Source organism: Frigoribacterium faeni, assembly GCF_011761235.1.
GTDB classification, from domain to species: Bacteria; Actinomycetota; Actinomycetes; order Actinomycetales; family Microbacteriaceae; genus Frigoribacterium; species Frigoribacterium faeni_A.
Map to the genome: position 1 here is coordinate 1,006,436 of NZ_JAAOYW010000002.1, position 13,186 is coordinate 1,019,621.

The 13,186-nt window shown below is 74.7% G+C and carries 13 protein-coding genes; 5 read left to right on the plus strand and 8 right to left on the minus strand.

Annotated features, from left to right (window positions below):
* Positions 1-209: 209 nt before the first annotated feature.
* The 4 genes from FHR78_RS11270 to FHR78_RS11285 form a co-directional block, all read right to left on the minus strand.
* Positions 210-380, minus strand: coding sequence for a hypothetical protein (locus FHR78_RS11270; RefSeq protein WP_166759760.1), 171 nt, complete (start codon positions 378-380; stop codon positions 210-212).
* Positions 381-760: 380 nt separating this feature from the next.
* Complete coding sequence (locus FHR78_RS11275; RefSeq protein ID WP_347878158.1) at positions 761-1,540, minus strand: DeoR/GlpR family DNA-binding transcription regulator; 780 nt, start codon at positions 1,538-1,540, stop codon at positions 761-763.
* Between the two features lie 10 nt (positions 1,541-1,550).
* The gene (locus FHR78_RS11280) at positions 1,551-2,450 is read right to left on the minus strand and encodes a class II aldolase/adducin family protein (RefSeq protein ID WP_243862283.1); all 900 of its coding nucleotides are present in this window, start codon (positions 2,448-2,450) and stop codon (positions 1,551-1,553) included.
* Positions 2,447-3,766, minus strand: coding sequence for a four-carbon acid sugar kinase family protein (locus tag FHR78_RS11285; RefSeq protein ID WP_166760555.1), 1,320 nt, complete (start codon positions 3,764-3,766; stop codon positions 2,447-2,449). The genes FHR78_RS11280 and FHR78_RS11285 overlap by 4 nt, the downstream gene beginning before the upstream one ends.
* Positions 3,767-3,944: 178 nt before the next feature.
* On the opposite strand from FHR78_RS11285, the gene FHR78_RS11290 reads away from it, so the two are divergent.
* Positions 3,945-5,306 (plus strand): homoserine dehydrogenase, encoded by a 1,362-nt coding sequence (locus FHR78_RS11290; RefSeq protein ID WP_347878159.1) that lies wholly within the window; start codon positions 3,945-3,947, stop codon positions 5,304-5,306.
* 110 nt (positions 5,307-5,416) lie between these two features.
* On the plus strand, positions 5,417-6,889 hold the full coding sequence (locus tag FHR78_RS11295; RefSeq protein ID WP_166760556.1) for an SLC13 family permease: 1,473 nt from the start codon (positions 5,417-5,419) through the stop codon (positions 6,887-6,889).
* A 147-nt stretch (positions 6,890-7,036) separates the two neighbouring features.
* Here the strand turns inward: FHR78_RS11295 and FHR78_RS11300 are convergent, their stop codons facing one another.
* Both FHR78_RS11300 and FHR78_RS11305 read right to left on the minus strand, forming a co-directional pair.
* Positions 7,037-8,068, minus strand: a complete 1,032-nt coding sequence (locus tag FHR78_RS11300) for a S66 family peptidase (protein ID WP_166760557.1) — start codon at positions 8,066-8,068, stop codon at positions 7,037-7,039.
* 126 nt (positions 8,069-8,194) lie between these two features.
* A complete protein-coding gene (locus FHR78_RS11305) occupies positions 8,195-8,824 on the minus strand; it encodes a TetR/AcrR family transcriptional regulator (RefSeq protein WP_166760558.1) in 630 nt (209 codons plus the stop codon).
* A gap of 364 nt (positions 8,825-9,188) precedes the next feature.
* Here FHR78_RS11305 and FHR78_RS11310 point away from each other — a divergent pair, with 364 nt between their 5' ends.
* Positions 9,189-9,590 (plus strand): PLDc N-terminal domain-containing protein, encoded by a 402-nt coding sequence (locus tag FHR78_RS11310; RefSeq protein WP_347878160.1) that lies wholly within the window; start codon positions 9,189-9,191, stop codon positions 9,588-9,590.
* Between the two features lie 133 nt (positions 9,591-9,723).
* Here FHR78_RS11310 and FHR78_RS11315 read toward each other — a convergent pair whose 3' ends face one another.
* On the minus strand, positions 9,724-9,996 hold the full coding sequence (locus FHR78_RS11315) for a hypothetical protein (RefSeq protein ID WP_166760560.1): 273 nt from the start codon (positions 9,994-9,996) through the stop codon (positions 9,724-9,726).
* 259 nt (positions 9,997-10,255) lie between these two features.
* The gene (gene ald / locus FHR78_RS11320) at positions 10,256-11,368 is read right to left on the minus strand and encodes an alanine dehydrogenase (RefSeq protein ID WP_166760561.1); all 1,113 of its coding nucleotides are present in this window, start codon (positions 11,366-11,368) and stop codon (positions 10,256-10,258) included.
* 155 nt (positions 11,369-11,523) lie between these two features.
* Between ald and FHR78_RS11325 the strand changes: the two genes are divergently transcribed.
* Positions 11,524-12,021 carry an Lrp/AsnC family transcriptional regulator gene (locus tag FHR78_RS11325; protein ID WP_347878161.1) on the plus strand — a complete coding sequence of 166 codons (498 nt, stop codon included), beginning with the start codon at positions 11,524-11,526 and terminating at the stop codon, positions 12,019-12,021.
* A 215-nt stretch (positions 12,022-12,236) separates the two neighbouring features.
* The gene (locus tag FHR78_RS11330; protein WP_166760562.1) at positions 12,237-13,139 is read left to right on the plus strand and encodes a hypothetical protein; all 903 of its coding nucleotides are present in this window, start codon (positions 12,237-12,239) and stop codon (positions 13,137-13,139) included.
* Positions 13,140-13,186 lie beyond the last annotated feature (47 nt).

Sequence of the window (13,186 nt, forward strand, 5' to 3'; positions counted from 1 at the left end):
GCCGGGCGCGCGGGCCGGGGGCGGCGGGGCAGCCGAGGAGGCGCGGGTCGGGTCGGCAGGGGAGCCCGCAGCAGCCGAGGAGGCGCGGGTCGGGTCGGCGGGGGACGCGGAGGCGTCGGGGACGGCAGGGGACACGGGTCGCTCTCAGAGGGGGTCGCGGGACGGCGGGCACGGGTGTGCACCCGGGTCGACGACGACTCCGGGTGCGGTCACTCCGTCGGCGGCGGGCATCCTGCGATCTCACCGTGGGCGTTGCTGCCCCAGAGGCTCATCCAGCCGTTGGTGCCGCACGTGCGCTTGGTCAGCACGAGGCGGTTCGGGAACGCCTGCGCCGCGACGCGACGGCGTCGGTCGGTGCGGGAGTCCGGGAGGCTGGTCACGCCCTCGATGGTACCCGCGTGGGCTCCGCGCCTCCCCGACCCGCGCCTCCTCGTGCCCGCCCCCGCGCCGCCCCTCGGCTTCAACGCAAATGCCGACCACGGGCGCCGCAATACGGGGATATCGAGTCGTTGTAGAGCGCACCCAGCGCAGATGGTCGGCATTTGCAGGAGAACACCGCGCGAGCAGGGCCCCGCGCGCGAGGAATCCGCGCAGGTCGCAAATGCCGACCGAGGACGCTGCAATACGGGGATATCGCGGTGTTGCAGAGCGCATCCGTTGGACACGGTCGGCATTTGCAGAGGAGGGACCCGCGCGGGAGGAACGGTGCGCCCGAACACGAGCCCGCGCCGGCTGGCCGGCCGCCCCGCCCGGCCCCGCGTCAGCGCGCCGCGAGCCGCAGGTCGACGCCTGCGTCGCGCAGCGCGGCCGCCGCGTCGTCGCCGAGCGCGTCGTCGGTGATCACGCCGTCGAGCTCGTCGAGCCGCAGCGCCCGGTACTTGCCGAAGCGTCCGTACTTCGAGCTCGCGGCGACGAGCACGGTGCGCTCGGCGACCGCGAGGGCCGCCCGCTTCGCCTCGATCTTCGCCTCGACGGGGGTGGTGACGCCGTGGGCGAGGTCCCACGAGCTCGACGAGACGAAGGCGAGGTCGAGCGACAGCTCGGCCAGCGCGACCCGGGTGAGCCGGCCCATCGTCGACTGGTTGGCGCGGTCGACCCGCCCGCCGATGCAGATCAGGTCGACAGTCGGGTGGTCGAGGAAAGCCTGCACCGTCGCGAGGTCGTTCGTCACGACGGTGAGCCCGGCGACGTCGTCGAGGTGCCGGCGCATGGCCTGCACCGTGGTGCCCGCGTCGAGGTAGACGGTCATGTGGTCACGGACCAGGCCGGCCGCCTCGCGGGCGATCGCCTCCTTCTCGGCGACGTCCGCCTCCTGCTTGACGGCCCGGCTCGGCTCCTCGATCAGGCGGGAGGCGAGCTTGGCGCCGCCGGCGGTCGCGCTGACGCGGCCGGCGTCCTCGAGGGCGGCGACGTCGCGGCGGATCGTCATCTGGCTGACGCCGAGCAGCTCGGTGAGCTGCCGGTAGCTGAGCACCCGGTCGCGCTGCAGGTGCTCGACGATCGACTCGCGGCGCTGCTCGGGGATCAGGGGGGTCGACACGGCCGCCAGCCTAGTTCGCGGCGTCCTCGCCCGGCAGCGGGCCCGAGCCACCAGCCCCGGCAGCCCCGGCACCCGCAGCCGCGCTATCAGCACCAGCGGCCGAGCCGGCAGCCCCGACCCCCGAGGAGGCGCCCCCCTCGTCCGCAGGACCGGTCCACGGCATGCCCCACGCGTCGGTGATCGCCCGCACCTGCTCCGGCGCGATGAGCCGGCGCGCGGCGCCCTGGGTGAGCAGGGCGATGCGGCACGCCTCCTCGAGCTCGATGGTGCTCTGGACGGCGCGGTCGAGGTCCTCGCCGCTGACGACGGCGCCGTGGTTCGACAGCAGCGCCGCCCGGAACGGCAGCGGGCTCTCGCTCACGAGCGCCCCCATGGCCGGGTCGCCGGGGGCGACGAACGGCAGCAGCGGCACCTGGCCGACCCGCATCAGCGAGTACGGGGTGAGCGGCGGGACGGCGCTGTGCGCGGACCACGGCTCGAGGCACGACAGCGCGACGGCCGACGGCGAGTGCACGTGGACGACGGCCGTGTGCGAGGAGTCCTTGGCGTACATCGCCAGGTGCAGCGCCACCTCCTTCGACGGGGCCGGACCGCCGAGGTGGGCCCCTGCGAGGTCGAGCACCGAGAGGTCGTCGAGGGCGAGGTCACCGAGCTGCGTGCCGGTGCCGGTCATGAGCAGCCGGTCGCCGACGCGGACGCTGACGTTGCCCGAGCTGCCGGGGCTGAGGCCCGCCGCGACGAGGGCGCGGCCGGCGGCCACGAGGAGGCGGCCCGCCGTCGCGTGCTCCGCCGCGGTCTCGAGGCGGTCGCCTCCCGCGGCCGGGGCCGCAGCCGCAGCCGGGGCCGCAGCCGAATCCGGAGCCGCAGCCGCAGCCGCAGCCGGGGTCATCGGGGCGTCGGTGCCGCTCATGCGAGTGCCTCCCAGGCGGTCGAGAACAGGTCGACCGAGCCGAAGTTGCCGCTCTTGAGGACGAGCGCCACCTCCCGGCCGGCGTCGGTGACGGCGGCGCTCCAGCAGACGCCGGGCGCGAGCAGGGGGCCGATCTCGAGCAGGCCGACGCCGAGCGCGCCGACGACGGCGCCGCTCGTCTCGCCCCCGGCGACGACGACCTGGTCGACGGTGCCGTCGGCGACGAGCTCGAGCACGAGGCCCGACAGCACCGCCTCGACGGCGCCGGCGGCGGTCCCGGCCGGGCCCGCGCCTCCTGTGCCTGGGTCACTTGTGCCTGGGTCTCCTGCTCCGGGTGCGTCGACAGCGGGCGCCGCGGCGGCCGGCGCCTGCCGTACGTCCGACGGGTCGCCCACCGAGTAGACGACCGGCACCGAGCCGGCGTCGAGCCCTCGCACCCAGGCGGCGAGCGAGGCGGTCTCGGCCTCGGGGTCGGCCAGCGCGGCCGAGACATCGACCTTGCGCGTCGGGTGCCCGGCGGCGACGGCGGCGGCGACCTGCGCCTGGGTCGTCGTCGAGGCCGAGCCGCAGACGACGAGGCGACGGCGCGTGAAGGCGGGGAACGGCAGCTCGGCCCCGTGCCCGCCGGCGGGCTCCAGCCCGAGCGCGAGGCCGGCCCCGCCGCTGACGAGCCGGTGCCCGGCCGTCGCCCGGGCGATGGTGCCCAGGTCGTCGTCGTCGACCGCGTCGACCGCGAGGTAACCCGCAGGAGCGGTGTCGAGCGCCGTGCGCAGCGCCTCGGCCCCCTGCCGCACCACGTCGAGCCCGACCTCGGTCACCTCGGCGTCGGTCTGCGGGGCGAGCAGGTCGCGCAGCCGCGAGCGCGTCATGGGGGTGAGCGGGTGGTGCCGCATCGACGAGTGCTCGAGCAGGTCGTCGCCGACCCACAGCGATCCGTCGCGCACGGTGCGGCCGTTCGCCGGGAACGCGGGCACGACGACGCTGCGGTCGGTGCCGAGGCGCTCGCGCAGGGCGTCGAGCACCGGCCCGATGTTGCCCTCGTCGGTCGAGTCGAAGGTCGAGCAGTACTTGAGGTAGAAGCGGTCGGCACCCCAGCCGAGGAGGCGGTCGGCGGCCTCCAGGGACGCGCCCACCGCCTCCTGCACCGGTGCGGTGCGCGACTTGAGGGCGACGACGACAGCGTCGAGGCCGGCGACCCGCTCGTCGGGCACGGGGCGGTCGCCGACGACGACGGCGGCGCGCAGCCCGCGGGAGCGGAACGCGGCGGCGAGGTCGGTGGCCCCTGTGAAGTCGTCGGCGACGGCACCTGTGAGCATGGGGACCTTCCGGTGGAGACGTGCGTCCGTCGTCGGACGCGGTGGTGTCATCCCAGCATATGTGACGATTTGGTGCGATCTTTGACAATCTGTGAAGTCACGCTACGGTGGGCCACGAAGCCCCTGGCCGACCGACCCCTCCCGGGCGACGGCCGCCTCTGAACGAACGGGAACAACGGTGATCCTCCACTCGACGTCGCGCCGCGCGACCCCTGTCCGCGTGCTCCTCACCGGAGCGAACGGCGGGTACGGCCGCACGCTGCTCGACCAGCTCCGTCGTCTCGACGACATGGTCGCGACCCAGCTCGTCGACCCCGACGTCGCCGGCACCACCCGCATGCTCGACGAGCTCGGCGTGCCCGCCGACCGCGTCGCCACCCCCGGCACCGTCGCCGAGACCGCCGCGGCGCTCGCCGCCGGCAAGGTCGCCGTGATCGCCGACGGCGCGGCCGTCGACTGGAGCGGCGCCGACGTGCTCGTCGAGGCCACCGGACGCATCGAGGCCGGCCACGGCTACGCCGACGCCGCCCTCGACCACGGCGTGCACGTCGTCATGGTCAGCAAGGAGATCGAGTCGGTCGCGGGCGTCGCGCTCAGCGCCAAGGCCCGCGCGGCCGGCCTGCGCTACCTGCCCGGCGACGGCGACCAGCCCGCCAACCTGCTGCGCCTCGTCGCGTGGGTGCTCGACTGCGGCTTCGACATCGTCGCCCTCGGCAAGTCGAGCGAGTACGACCTCGCCTTCGACCCGGCCACCGGCGTCGTCGACCAGGCCGGCACGACCGTCGACGCCCCCGGGCTCGCCGACCTGCTCGAGCTCGGCGACCGCCCCCTCGAGACGGCGGAGGCGCGGGCCGGCCTCGTCGCGCAGCTGAAGCGCAGCGCCGCGGCCGACCACTGCGAGATGAACGTGGTGTCGCTCTACACCGGCGCGCACGCCGACGTCGAGGGCATGCACTACCCCGTCGCCCGTCCGCACGAGCTCGCCGACCTCTACTCGGCGCGCGAGCACGGCGGCCTCATCGGCCGCACCGGCAGCGTCGACGTGTTCTCGATGCTGCGGCTGCCGGGCGAGGCCAGCTTCGCCGGCGGCGTGTTCGTCGTCGTCCGCACCGGCGACCCCGTCACGTGGGCCACGCTGCGCGGCAAGGGCCACGTCGTCAGCCGCGACGGCCGCTACGCCTGCATCTACTGGCCGTACCACTTCATGGGCGTCGAGACGCCGCTGACCATCGCGGCCGCCGTCGACGGCACCTCGTCCGTCGCCGAGCCCCGCCAGCACACCGTGCTCGCGGCTCGCTCGGCCGAGGCGCTCACGGCGGGCACGACGTTCCGCGTCGAGGGCCACCACCACGAGATCGCCGGCGTCTCGCCCGTCATCGTCGACCCCGACGACCACGGCGTCGCCCCGTACTACCTGCTCAGCGGCGCGCGGCTCGTGGCCGACGTCGCGCCGGGCGAGCTCGTGCGCCTCGACGACCTCGCCGACGTGCCCGCCGCCGCGCTGGCCGCCTACCGGACGGGCCTGGCCCTCGGGGCCTGACCCGCGCCTCCTGCTCTCCCACCCACAGCCCGCCCCCACCCGCACAGGAGATCGACGACGATGCCCCTCAGCCCGACACCGCCCGCCCCCGCCCCGATGGAGGTGCTCTCGTGAGCGTCGAGATCATCGCCCTGATCGTGTTGGTCGCGGTCTTCACCATCTCGGCGGTGAGGAACATCCACATGGGCGCGCTCGCGCTCGTGGCGGCCCTCGCCGTCGGCGTGCTCGTCGTCGGCGAGAGCCTCGACGACGTGCTCGGCGGGTTCCCCGTCGACGCCCTGCTCATCCTGCTCGGCATCACGTACCTGTTCGGCATCGCCCGGGTCACCGGCGTCATCGACTGGCTCGTCGACCGCTCGGTGCGCCTGATCGGCGACCGCGTCGCGCTCATCCCGTGGGCGATGTTCGTCATCGGCACGCTCGTCGCCTGCCTCGGCACCTCGCACGCCGCGTTCACCATCGTGCCGATCGCGATGAGCCTGGCCCACAAGCACAAGATCCACTCGACGATGATGGGCATCGTCATGAGCTCCGCCATCGTCGGCGGCGCCCTCGCCCCGACCAGCATCAACGGCATCACGGTGATGACCGTGGCGCGCACCGCGGGCATCCCCTACAACCCCGCCCTCATGTTCGGCCTGTCGGTCGGCATCAACACGCTCGTCGTGCTCGTCGCGTTCTTCATGTTCGGCGGCCGCGAGCTGATCGCCCGCACCCGCGCCGCGGGGGCTGCCTCGGCGGGTCGCTCGGGCTCCGGCTCGGGCTCGGCGCGTCGTCGGGCCGGCGGCTCGGGCATCGGCGGCTCCGGCATCGCCGCGACCGTCGCCACGAGCGAGGGCGCCGTGGGCACCCCCGCGACCGGTGCGGAGCGGGCCCAGGCCGGCGCCGCCGCGACCTCGACGGCCACCGCGACCGCCGCCTCCTCAGCGGGCTCCGCCGCCGTGGACGCCGCGCCGCCCGCGAAGCTCAGCGGCTACCAGCTGCTCGTGCTCGTCTCGATCCCGGTGCTGATCGTCGGCTTCTTCACGATCACGCTGCTCGACGTCGACCTGAACCTCGGCGCCGTGGCGCTGACGCTCGCCGTGCTGCTCGCCTTCGTCAACCCGGACGTCGGGCGCCAGGCGCTCGGCCGCATCGACTGGGGCACGATCCTGCTGCTCGGCGGGATCATCACCTACGTCGGCGTGCTGACCCGCCTCGGCGCGATCGACCAGCTCGGCGAGGCCGCGCGCTCGGTCGACTCGCCGCTGCTCGCCGCGCTCGTCATCTGCGTGATCGCCGGCCTCGTCTCGGCGTTCGCGTCGACGATCGGCATCCTCGGGGCGCTCATCCCGCTCGCCGTGCCCCTGCTGATCCCCGGCGGCGGCCTCGAGATGACCGGCTTCATCTACGCGCTCGCCATCTCGGCCTCGCTGGTCGACTGCGCGCCCTTCGGCACGACGGGAGCGACGATCGTCGCCTCCGGCGTCGAGGAGGAGCGTCCGCGCCTCTACCGCCACCTCATGCTGTGGGGCCTCTCGATGGTCGTCATCGGGCCGGTCGTGACGCTGCTGCTGTTCGTGGTGCCGTTCCTCTGGGCGTAGGCGCACGTGTAGGCGGCGTCCGCGTCCGCCGGCTCCGGCCGGCGTGACGCGGCGCACGCCACATCATCATCGAGGGCGGGTCTTCCGGCCCGAGGGCGGGTCCGCGACGACCCGCCCTCGGCCCGGAACACCCGCCCTCGGCGTTCGTCACGGCACGAGCCGCTGCACGATCCGCCCTGCCCCGCCCGACAGCGTCACCTCGGCGAGGGCGCCGTTCACGAGCGGCAGCTGCGGAGGCACGTGCCCTGCATCCACGTCGAGCAGCACGGGCACCCCGAGGTCGCCGAGCACCCTCTCGACGGCGTCGCGCTGCGTGGACCCGGCGACGTCGGGCGCCGTCGTCCGGCCGACCAGCACGCCGTTCGCCCGCCGGAACCAGCCCGCGAGCCGCAGCGACCGCAGGAGGCGCGCGACCGACACAGCGTCGGCCTGCGCCGCCTCGAGGTAGACGAGCGTCCCCTCCGGAGCGTGCCGCCGCGCGAACCCGTCGACGTCGCCCGCGGGGGAGCCGGCCAGGAGGGCGACCGTCTCGAGGCAGCCGCCGATCAGGCGTCCCTCGACCCGCACCTCCTCGGCTCCGTCCAGCGCCTGCCAGCGCGTCGGGGCGGTGTAGGCGGCGTCACGGCCGAGCGGCTCGTCGGCCCAGGGGCCCCACTCGCGCTCGCGGCGGCGGGGCGCCGCGGCCTGGTCGACGACGGCGCCCTCGCAGGCCGCGGCGACGTCGGTCCAGTGGGTGAACTCGCGCGGGAGCTCCCACGGCTCGTCCATGAGGTTCGCCCCGTGCAGGGTCGCGACGCCCGTGAGGACCGTCAGCGGGAGCATCAGCGTCGACAGGTCGGACCAGCCGACGAGCCAGGAGGGGTCGACCGCGAGGGCCTCCCAGTCGAGCAGATCGACGAGGTCGATCGCGAGGTCTCCGCCCCAAGGCGGCAGCACGGCGCGCACGTCGGGGCGGGTCATCGCCGCGGTGAGCTCGGCGGCACGCTCGGCGGCGGTGCCCGACACGAGTCCGCCGCGACGGGCGAGATCGCCGACCTCGACGCGGAGACCGCGCGCGACGAGGGCGGCGACACCGGCGTCGAGCCGTTCGTGCAGGGCCTCGGGCACGCCGGAGGAGGGGGCCGGGACGGCCACCGTGCCCCCGGTCTCGAGGGGGCGCGGGTACCGGATGCCGACCATCCTGCGAGCGTACCGACCGCGTCCCCGCCGACTGGTGCGCCCCGTCGTGCCCGCCGAGCGGTCGGAAGGGGTCGTCGCGGGAGGCCCGGGGAGCCGGAGCCGACCACTCGGACCCGGGGCGGGGACCTAGGAGGGGGAGCCGCCGGTCGCCGGGCGCAGCAGCGCGGCGACGACGTCACCCATGAGGTCGCCGGGCGCGACCTCGCCGGTGGCCGGCGCGTCGAAGGCGGAGCCGACCGAGACGGTGATGAGGAGGCGCGCGAGCCGATCCGAGGACAGTCCCGTCGCCTCCTCGGTCCTCTCGTCGAAGACCTGGTCGACGAGTCCGCGGAGCGTGTCGAGCACGGCCCGGCGCTGCTCGACGAAGACCGCCATGACCTGGGGGTCGGCGAGGGCCTGTGAGCGGAGCTCGGACATCAGGCTGAAGTCGTCGGCCGTGCCCTGTGCGTAGGGCGCGAAGGCGGCGCTGATGACGCCGGGCAGGTCGCGCAGGTCGGTGCCCGGGATCTCCATGGCGTGCAGGGCGCGGAGCGCGCCGTCCGTCTCCTGCCGCAGCAGGGTCGCGACGAGGTCGGCCTTGGAGTCGAAGTTCGAGTAGACGGCGCCCTTGCTGAAGCCGGCGGCGTGCGCCACGTCGTCGAGGGTGGTCGCGTGCACGCCGCGGAGGGCGAAGAGCCGGCCCGCCGCGGCGATCAGCCGCTCCCGGACCTCGGCCCGGGGCGGGCGCTTGGCCGGGGCGCCTCCTGTCGTGGACATGCGGCAACCCTAACGGCCGTACGACGGCTGTCGCCCTCGGCGACGCCGGGCGTCCAGGACCTGTTCACGGTGGCGATCCACGCCCTTCCGGCGGCGTGGACGGCCGCTGCCCACAGGGGGCCGACTTATCCACAGGCGGTGTCTGACGAAAAGTGCTGGTCAGGGCTTTTCCGGCGAGTTACACCGGTGTAATTTCCACACCGTCATCCACAGTTGTCCCCAGTTATCCCCGGTTTCTCCTCCGCCCGACACAGGGTTGTGCACATGGTTCTCCACAGGCTGTGGGTGACTCGACGGACAGGGCGAGGACGACCCCCGATCGCGTGCTCGCGGGCGACACGCGCCGGTCGCTATGCTCCCGACCGTGTACGTCCTCTTCACCGTGGCGATGTTCGCCGTCAGCCTCGTCGCCCTCGTCGACATCGTGTCCCGTGACGACTCGCAGGTGCGCGGCCTGCCCAAGCTCGTGTGGGTGCTGCTCGTCGTGTTCCTGCCCCTGCTGGGCAGCGCGCTGTGGTTCATCGTCGGCCACGACTGGAGCGTCGCCCGCGAGAACGTCTCGTTCGGCGACCCGCGCCGAGCGGAGCGGGCCGGCTTCGGGGGCCCGAGCCGCGCCTCCTCGTGGTCGGCGCAGCCGGTCGCCCCGCGGCAGAAGAGCACCGAGGAGCAGCTCGCCGACCTCGACCGCGAGATCGAGTTCCACGAGCAGCAGGCCCGCCTGCGCGCCCTCGAGATCGAGGTCGAGCGGCGCAGGCGCGCCGAGTGAGGCCGCGGGGCCGGGCCGACGCCCGCCCCGGGGCCGCCCCGGCGTCGACGTGCGGGCCTGCCCGGTCGTCGCTGTGCGGGCCTGCCCTCTCGTCTAGATGCGGGGCCGCCCCGTCGCCGCCGCGCGGGCCTGCTCAGTCGTAGACGCGCCCGAGCACCCACTGCCCGGCGCCGTCGCGCAGCACCTCGAACATGTGCGTCGTGCCGTCGCCGTCGGTCGCCTGGAACCGCCAGCCCACGAACTGCTGGGGCGGGTGCGTGATCAGCGCCGGGACGAAGGCCGGCTCGTGCCACATCTCGGTCGGGGTGTCGGTGACGCGCCAGCGTGCGCCGTCGTGCACGAGCCGGTCGGGCGCGCCGTCGACGAACCAGAGCGCGACGGCCGATCGGGTGGTGGAGATGTTCATCGGGGTCGCCTCTCTCTCGAACACGTGTTCGACTGGAGGCGAGTGTAAGCAGCCCCGAGCGGCCTCCGCAACCGCTCCGGCGTGTCGCCCGAGCACCCCTCCGCACCGCCGAAGAACCACGTTCCGTTCAAAGAACCACCGTGCTTCGTGGTTCTTTGAACGGAACGTGGTTCGAAGCCGGGCGGGCGCGGGGCGGGCACCCGCGCGGCGCGGGGCGGGCACCCGGGCGGGCGCGCGGCGGGCACCCCGCGCGGGCGCGTCAGCGCGCGGCGGGCACCGCCCCGAGCGGCATCCCCAGCGCGGACGCGACGCCCGCGGCCACGACCTGCCCCGCGACGACGTTGAGCCCGGAGGCGAGCGCCGGGTCCGCGGCGGTGGCCGCCTGCCAGCCCCGGTCGGCCAGGGCGGCGACGTACGGCAGCGTCGCGTTGGTCAGCGCGCGGGTCGACGTCTCGGGCACGGCGCCCGGCATGTTGGCGACGCAGTAGTAGACGGTGTCGTGCACGGCGAAGGTGGGGTCGTCGTGCGTGGTGGGCCGCGACCCCTCGAAGCAGCCGCCCTGGTCGATCGCGATGTCGACGAGCACCGCGCCGGGCTTCATCGTCGCCACCATCTCGTCGGTGACGAGCTTCGGCGCCGCCGCCCCGGGGATGAGCACCGAGCCGATCACGAGGTCGGCGTCGCGCACCTGGCCGGCGATCTCGAACGGCGACGAGTGCCGCGTCGCGACCCGGCCGTCGAAGCGCGCCTCGAGCGCACGGAGGCGCGGCAGCGACAGGTCGACCACGGTCACGTCGGCGCCCAGGCCGAGCGCGTTCGCGGCGGCGTGCTCGCCGGCGACCCCGCCGCCGATGACGACGACCTTCGCGGCGGGCGTGCCCGGCACCCCGCCGAGCAGCGTGCCCCGACCGCCGGAGGCGCGCATCAGGTGGTACGCCCCGACCGTGATCGACAGGCGCCCTGCCACCTCGCTCATCGGCTGCAGCAGCGGCAGCGAACGGTCGGGCAGCTGCACCGTCTCGTAGGCGATCGCGGTCGTGCCCGAGGCGACCAGCGCCTCCGTCAGCTCGCGGTCGGCGGCGAGGTGCAGGTAGGTGAAGACGACCTGGTCGGCGCGCAGGCGGCGGTGCTCGGAGCGGACGGGCTCCTTGACCTTGAGCAGCAGGTCGGCGGCGGCCCAGACCTCGTCGGCCGTGTCGACCACCACGGCGCCCACGGCGCGGAAGTCGTCGTCGTGGATGCGCGAGCCGAGACCGGCCCCCGCCTGCACGAGCACCTCGTGGCCGCGGCGCACGAGGGCGTCCGCGCCGGCGGGCGTGAGGGCCACCCGGTTCTCGTTGTTCTTGATCTCGGTGGGGACTCCGACGCGCATGGCGGCTCCGATCGTCGTCAGGGGTGCTCCGTCGCGTCCCTGCTGTGGACAGTGTGCTCCGATGGTGGCGATCGTTCGTTACGCGCCTGTTTCCGCCGAACGATCTTCTGTCACACTGCGGTGACGCACCCATCCGGACCGGGAGGACGCCCACCGTGAGCCCTGAACCGAACGATCTTCGCGCCTCCGGGCCGCTCGACGACCTCGACCTGCGCCTCCTCGAGATGCTGAAGACCGACGGGCGCATCTCGAACGCGGCGCTCGCCGAGGCCGTCGGCGTGGCGCCCTCGACGGCGCACGTGCGGCTGCGGTCGCTGATCGACCGCGGCGTCGTGACGGGGTTCCTCACGAGCGTCGACCAGCGCAGCCTCGGCCTGCCGCTGCAGGCGATCGTCGGCGTGACGCTGCGGCCGGGGTCGCGGCAGGCGGCGATCACCGCGTTCTCCGAGGCCGTGCGGAGCCTGCCGCAGGTGCTGCAGGTGTTCTTCCTCGGCGGCCACGACGACTTCATCGTGCACATCGCGGTGGCCGACTCGAGCGAGATCCGCACCTTCGTCGTCGACCACCTCTCGGCCCAGCCGTCGGTCGCCTCGACGCGCACGAGCATCGTCTTCGACTACCACCGCAACGGGGTCGCGGCCTCGTTCCGCTGACCGGCGCCGCGGCGTGTGCGGTGCCGCGGTGCCGCGTGTCGCGGGGTGCGGCGGGTCGCCGTGCTCCCGGGCGGGTGGGCGCGGACCCGCCGCCGACGACGGCGACCCGCCGACACCTACACGAGGAGGCGCGGGTCGGGCCCCCGAGGAGGCGCGGGTCACGGTCCCCTGGGAGTGGCGGTCGGCCTCGACAGCCGTCGCCTATCGTCCGGGGCATGCGCACGACACGAGACGTCCTCACCGAACCGATCGCCCGCAGCAGCGCCACCGGCCGTGGCCCGTCCCGCCCGGCCCTCGCCGCCGCCGCCCTCGCGGCCGTCGCCGTGCTCGGCCTCACGACGGGCTGCACCGCCGACGCCGAGGGCGCGGCCCCGACCGTCACGATCACCCCCGCGCCCGGCTCCGTCGCCACCGGCTCGGCCTCGGCGGAGCCCGCCGAGACCCCCTACGCCTCGCCGGCGGTCGCGCTCGTCCGGCAGTACCTCGACGCCGCCGCGGCGGGCGACGCGGCCGCCGCCTGGCCGCTGCTGAGCCCGGAGTCGCAGGCGGCCTACCCGTCCGAGCAGCAGTTCGCGTCCGCCTTCGGCCGCGACGGCACGGTCACCGCCGAGGCGGCGGGCCAGCTCCTCGCCGCGCCCTTCACCGAGGCGACCGCCGCGGAGGGCGTCGTCACCGTGGTCAGCGCCACCACCGAGGCCGAGGCCGACGCGTGGCTCGTCCGCGAGTCGTCGGCGGGCCTCCGCATCGACGACGCCGGGGTGCCCTCGACGGGCGACTCCGTCTACGAGTGGACCAACCCCGCCGTGGGCCCCGAGGACGCGGCCGTCGACGCAGGTGCCGCTCCCTTCGACGACTCGGCCCCCGCCTCCGTGTCGTTCGCCTCGCCGGCCTCGGCCGACGCGGAGGGACCGTCGACCGTCGGCTACCCGAACGGCCTGTCCGCGTGGGTGGACGGCGTCGAGATCCCGGTCGACGAGCCAGTCTCGGCGGGCTCGGGACGTGAGTTCACGATCCCCGTCGGCTCGGCCCCGACCGACGGCGCCCCGCGCGGGCTCACCGTCATGTGGCAGGTCGGCACCGACCCGACGCACTTCCGCAGCAGCACCGTGCTGCTCTGACCGTCGTCACAGATCACCGGCCGACGCCGGCGGGACGTAGATTCAGG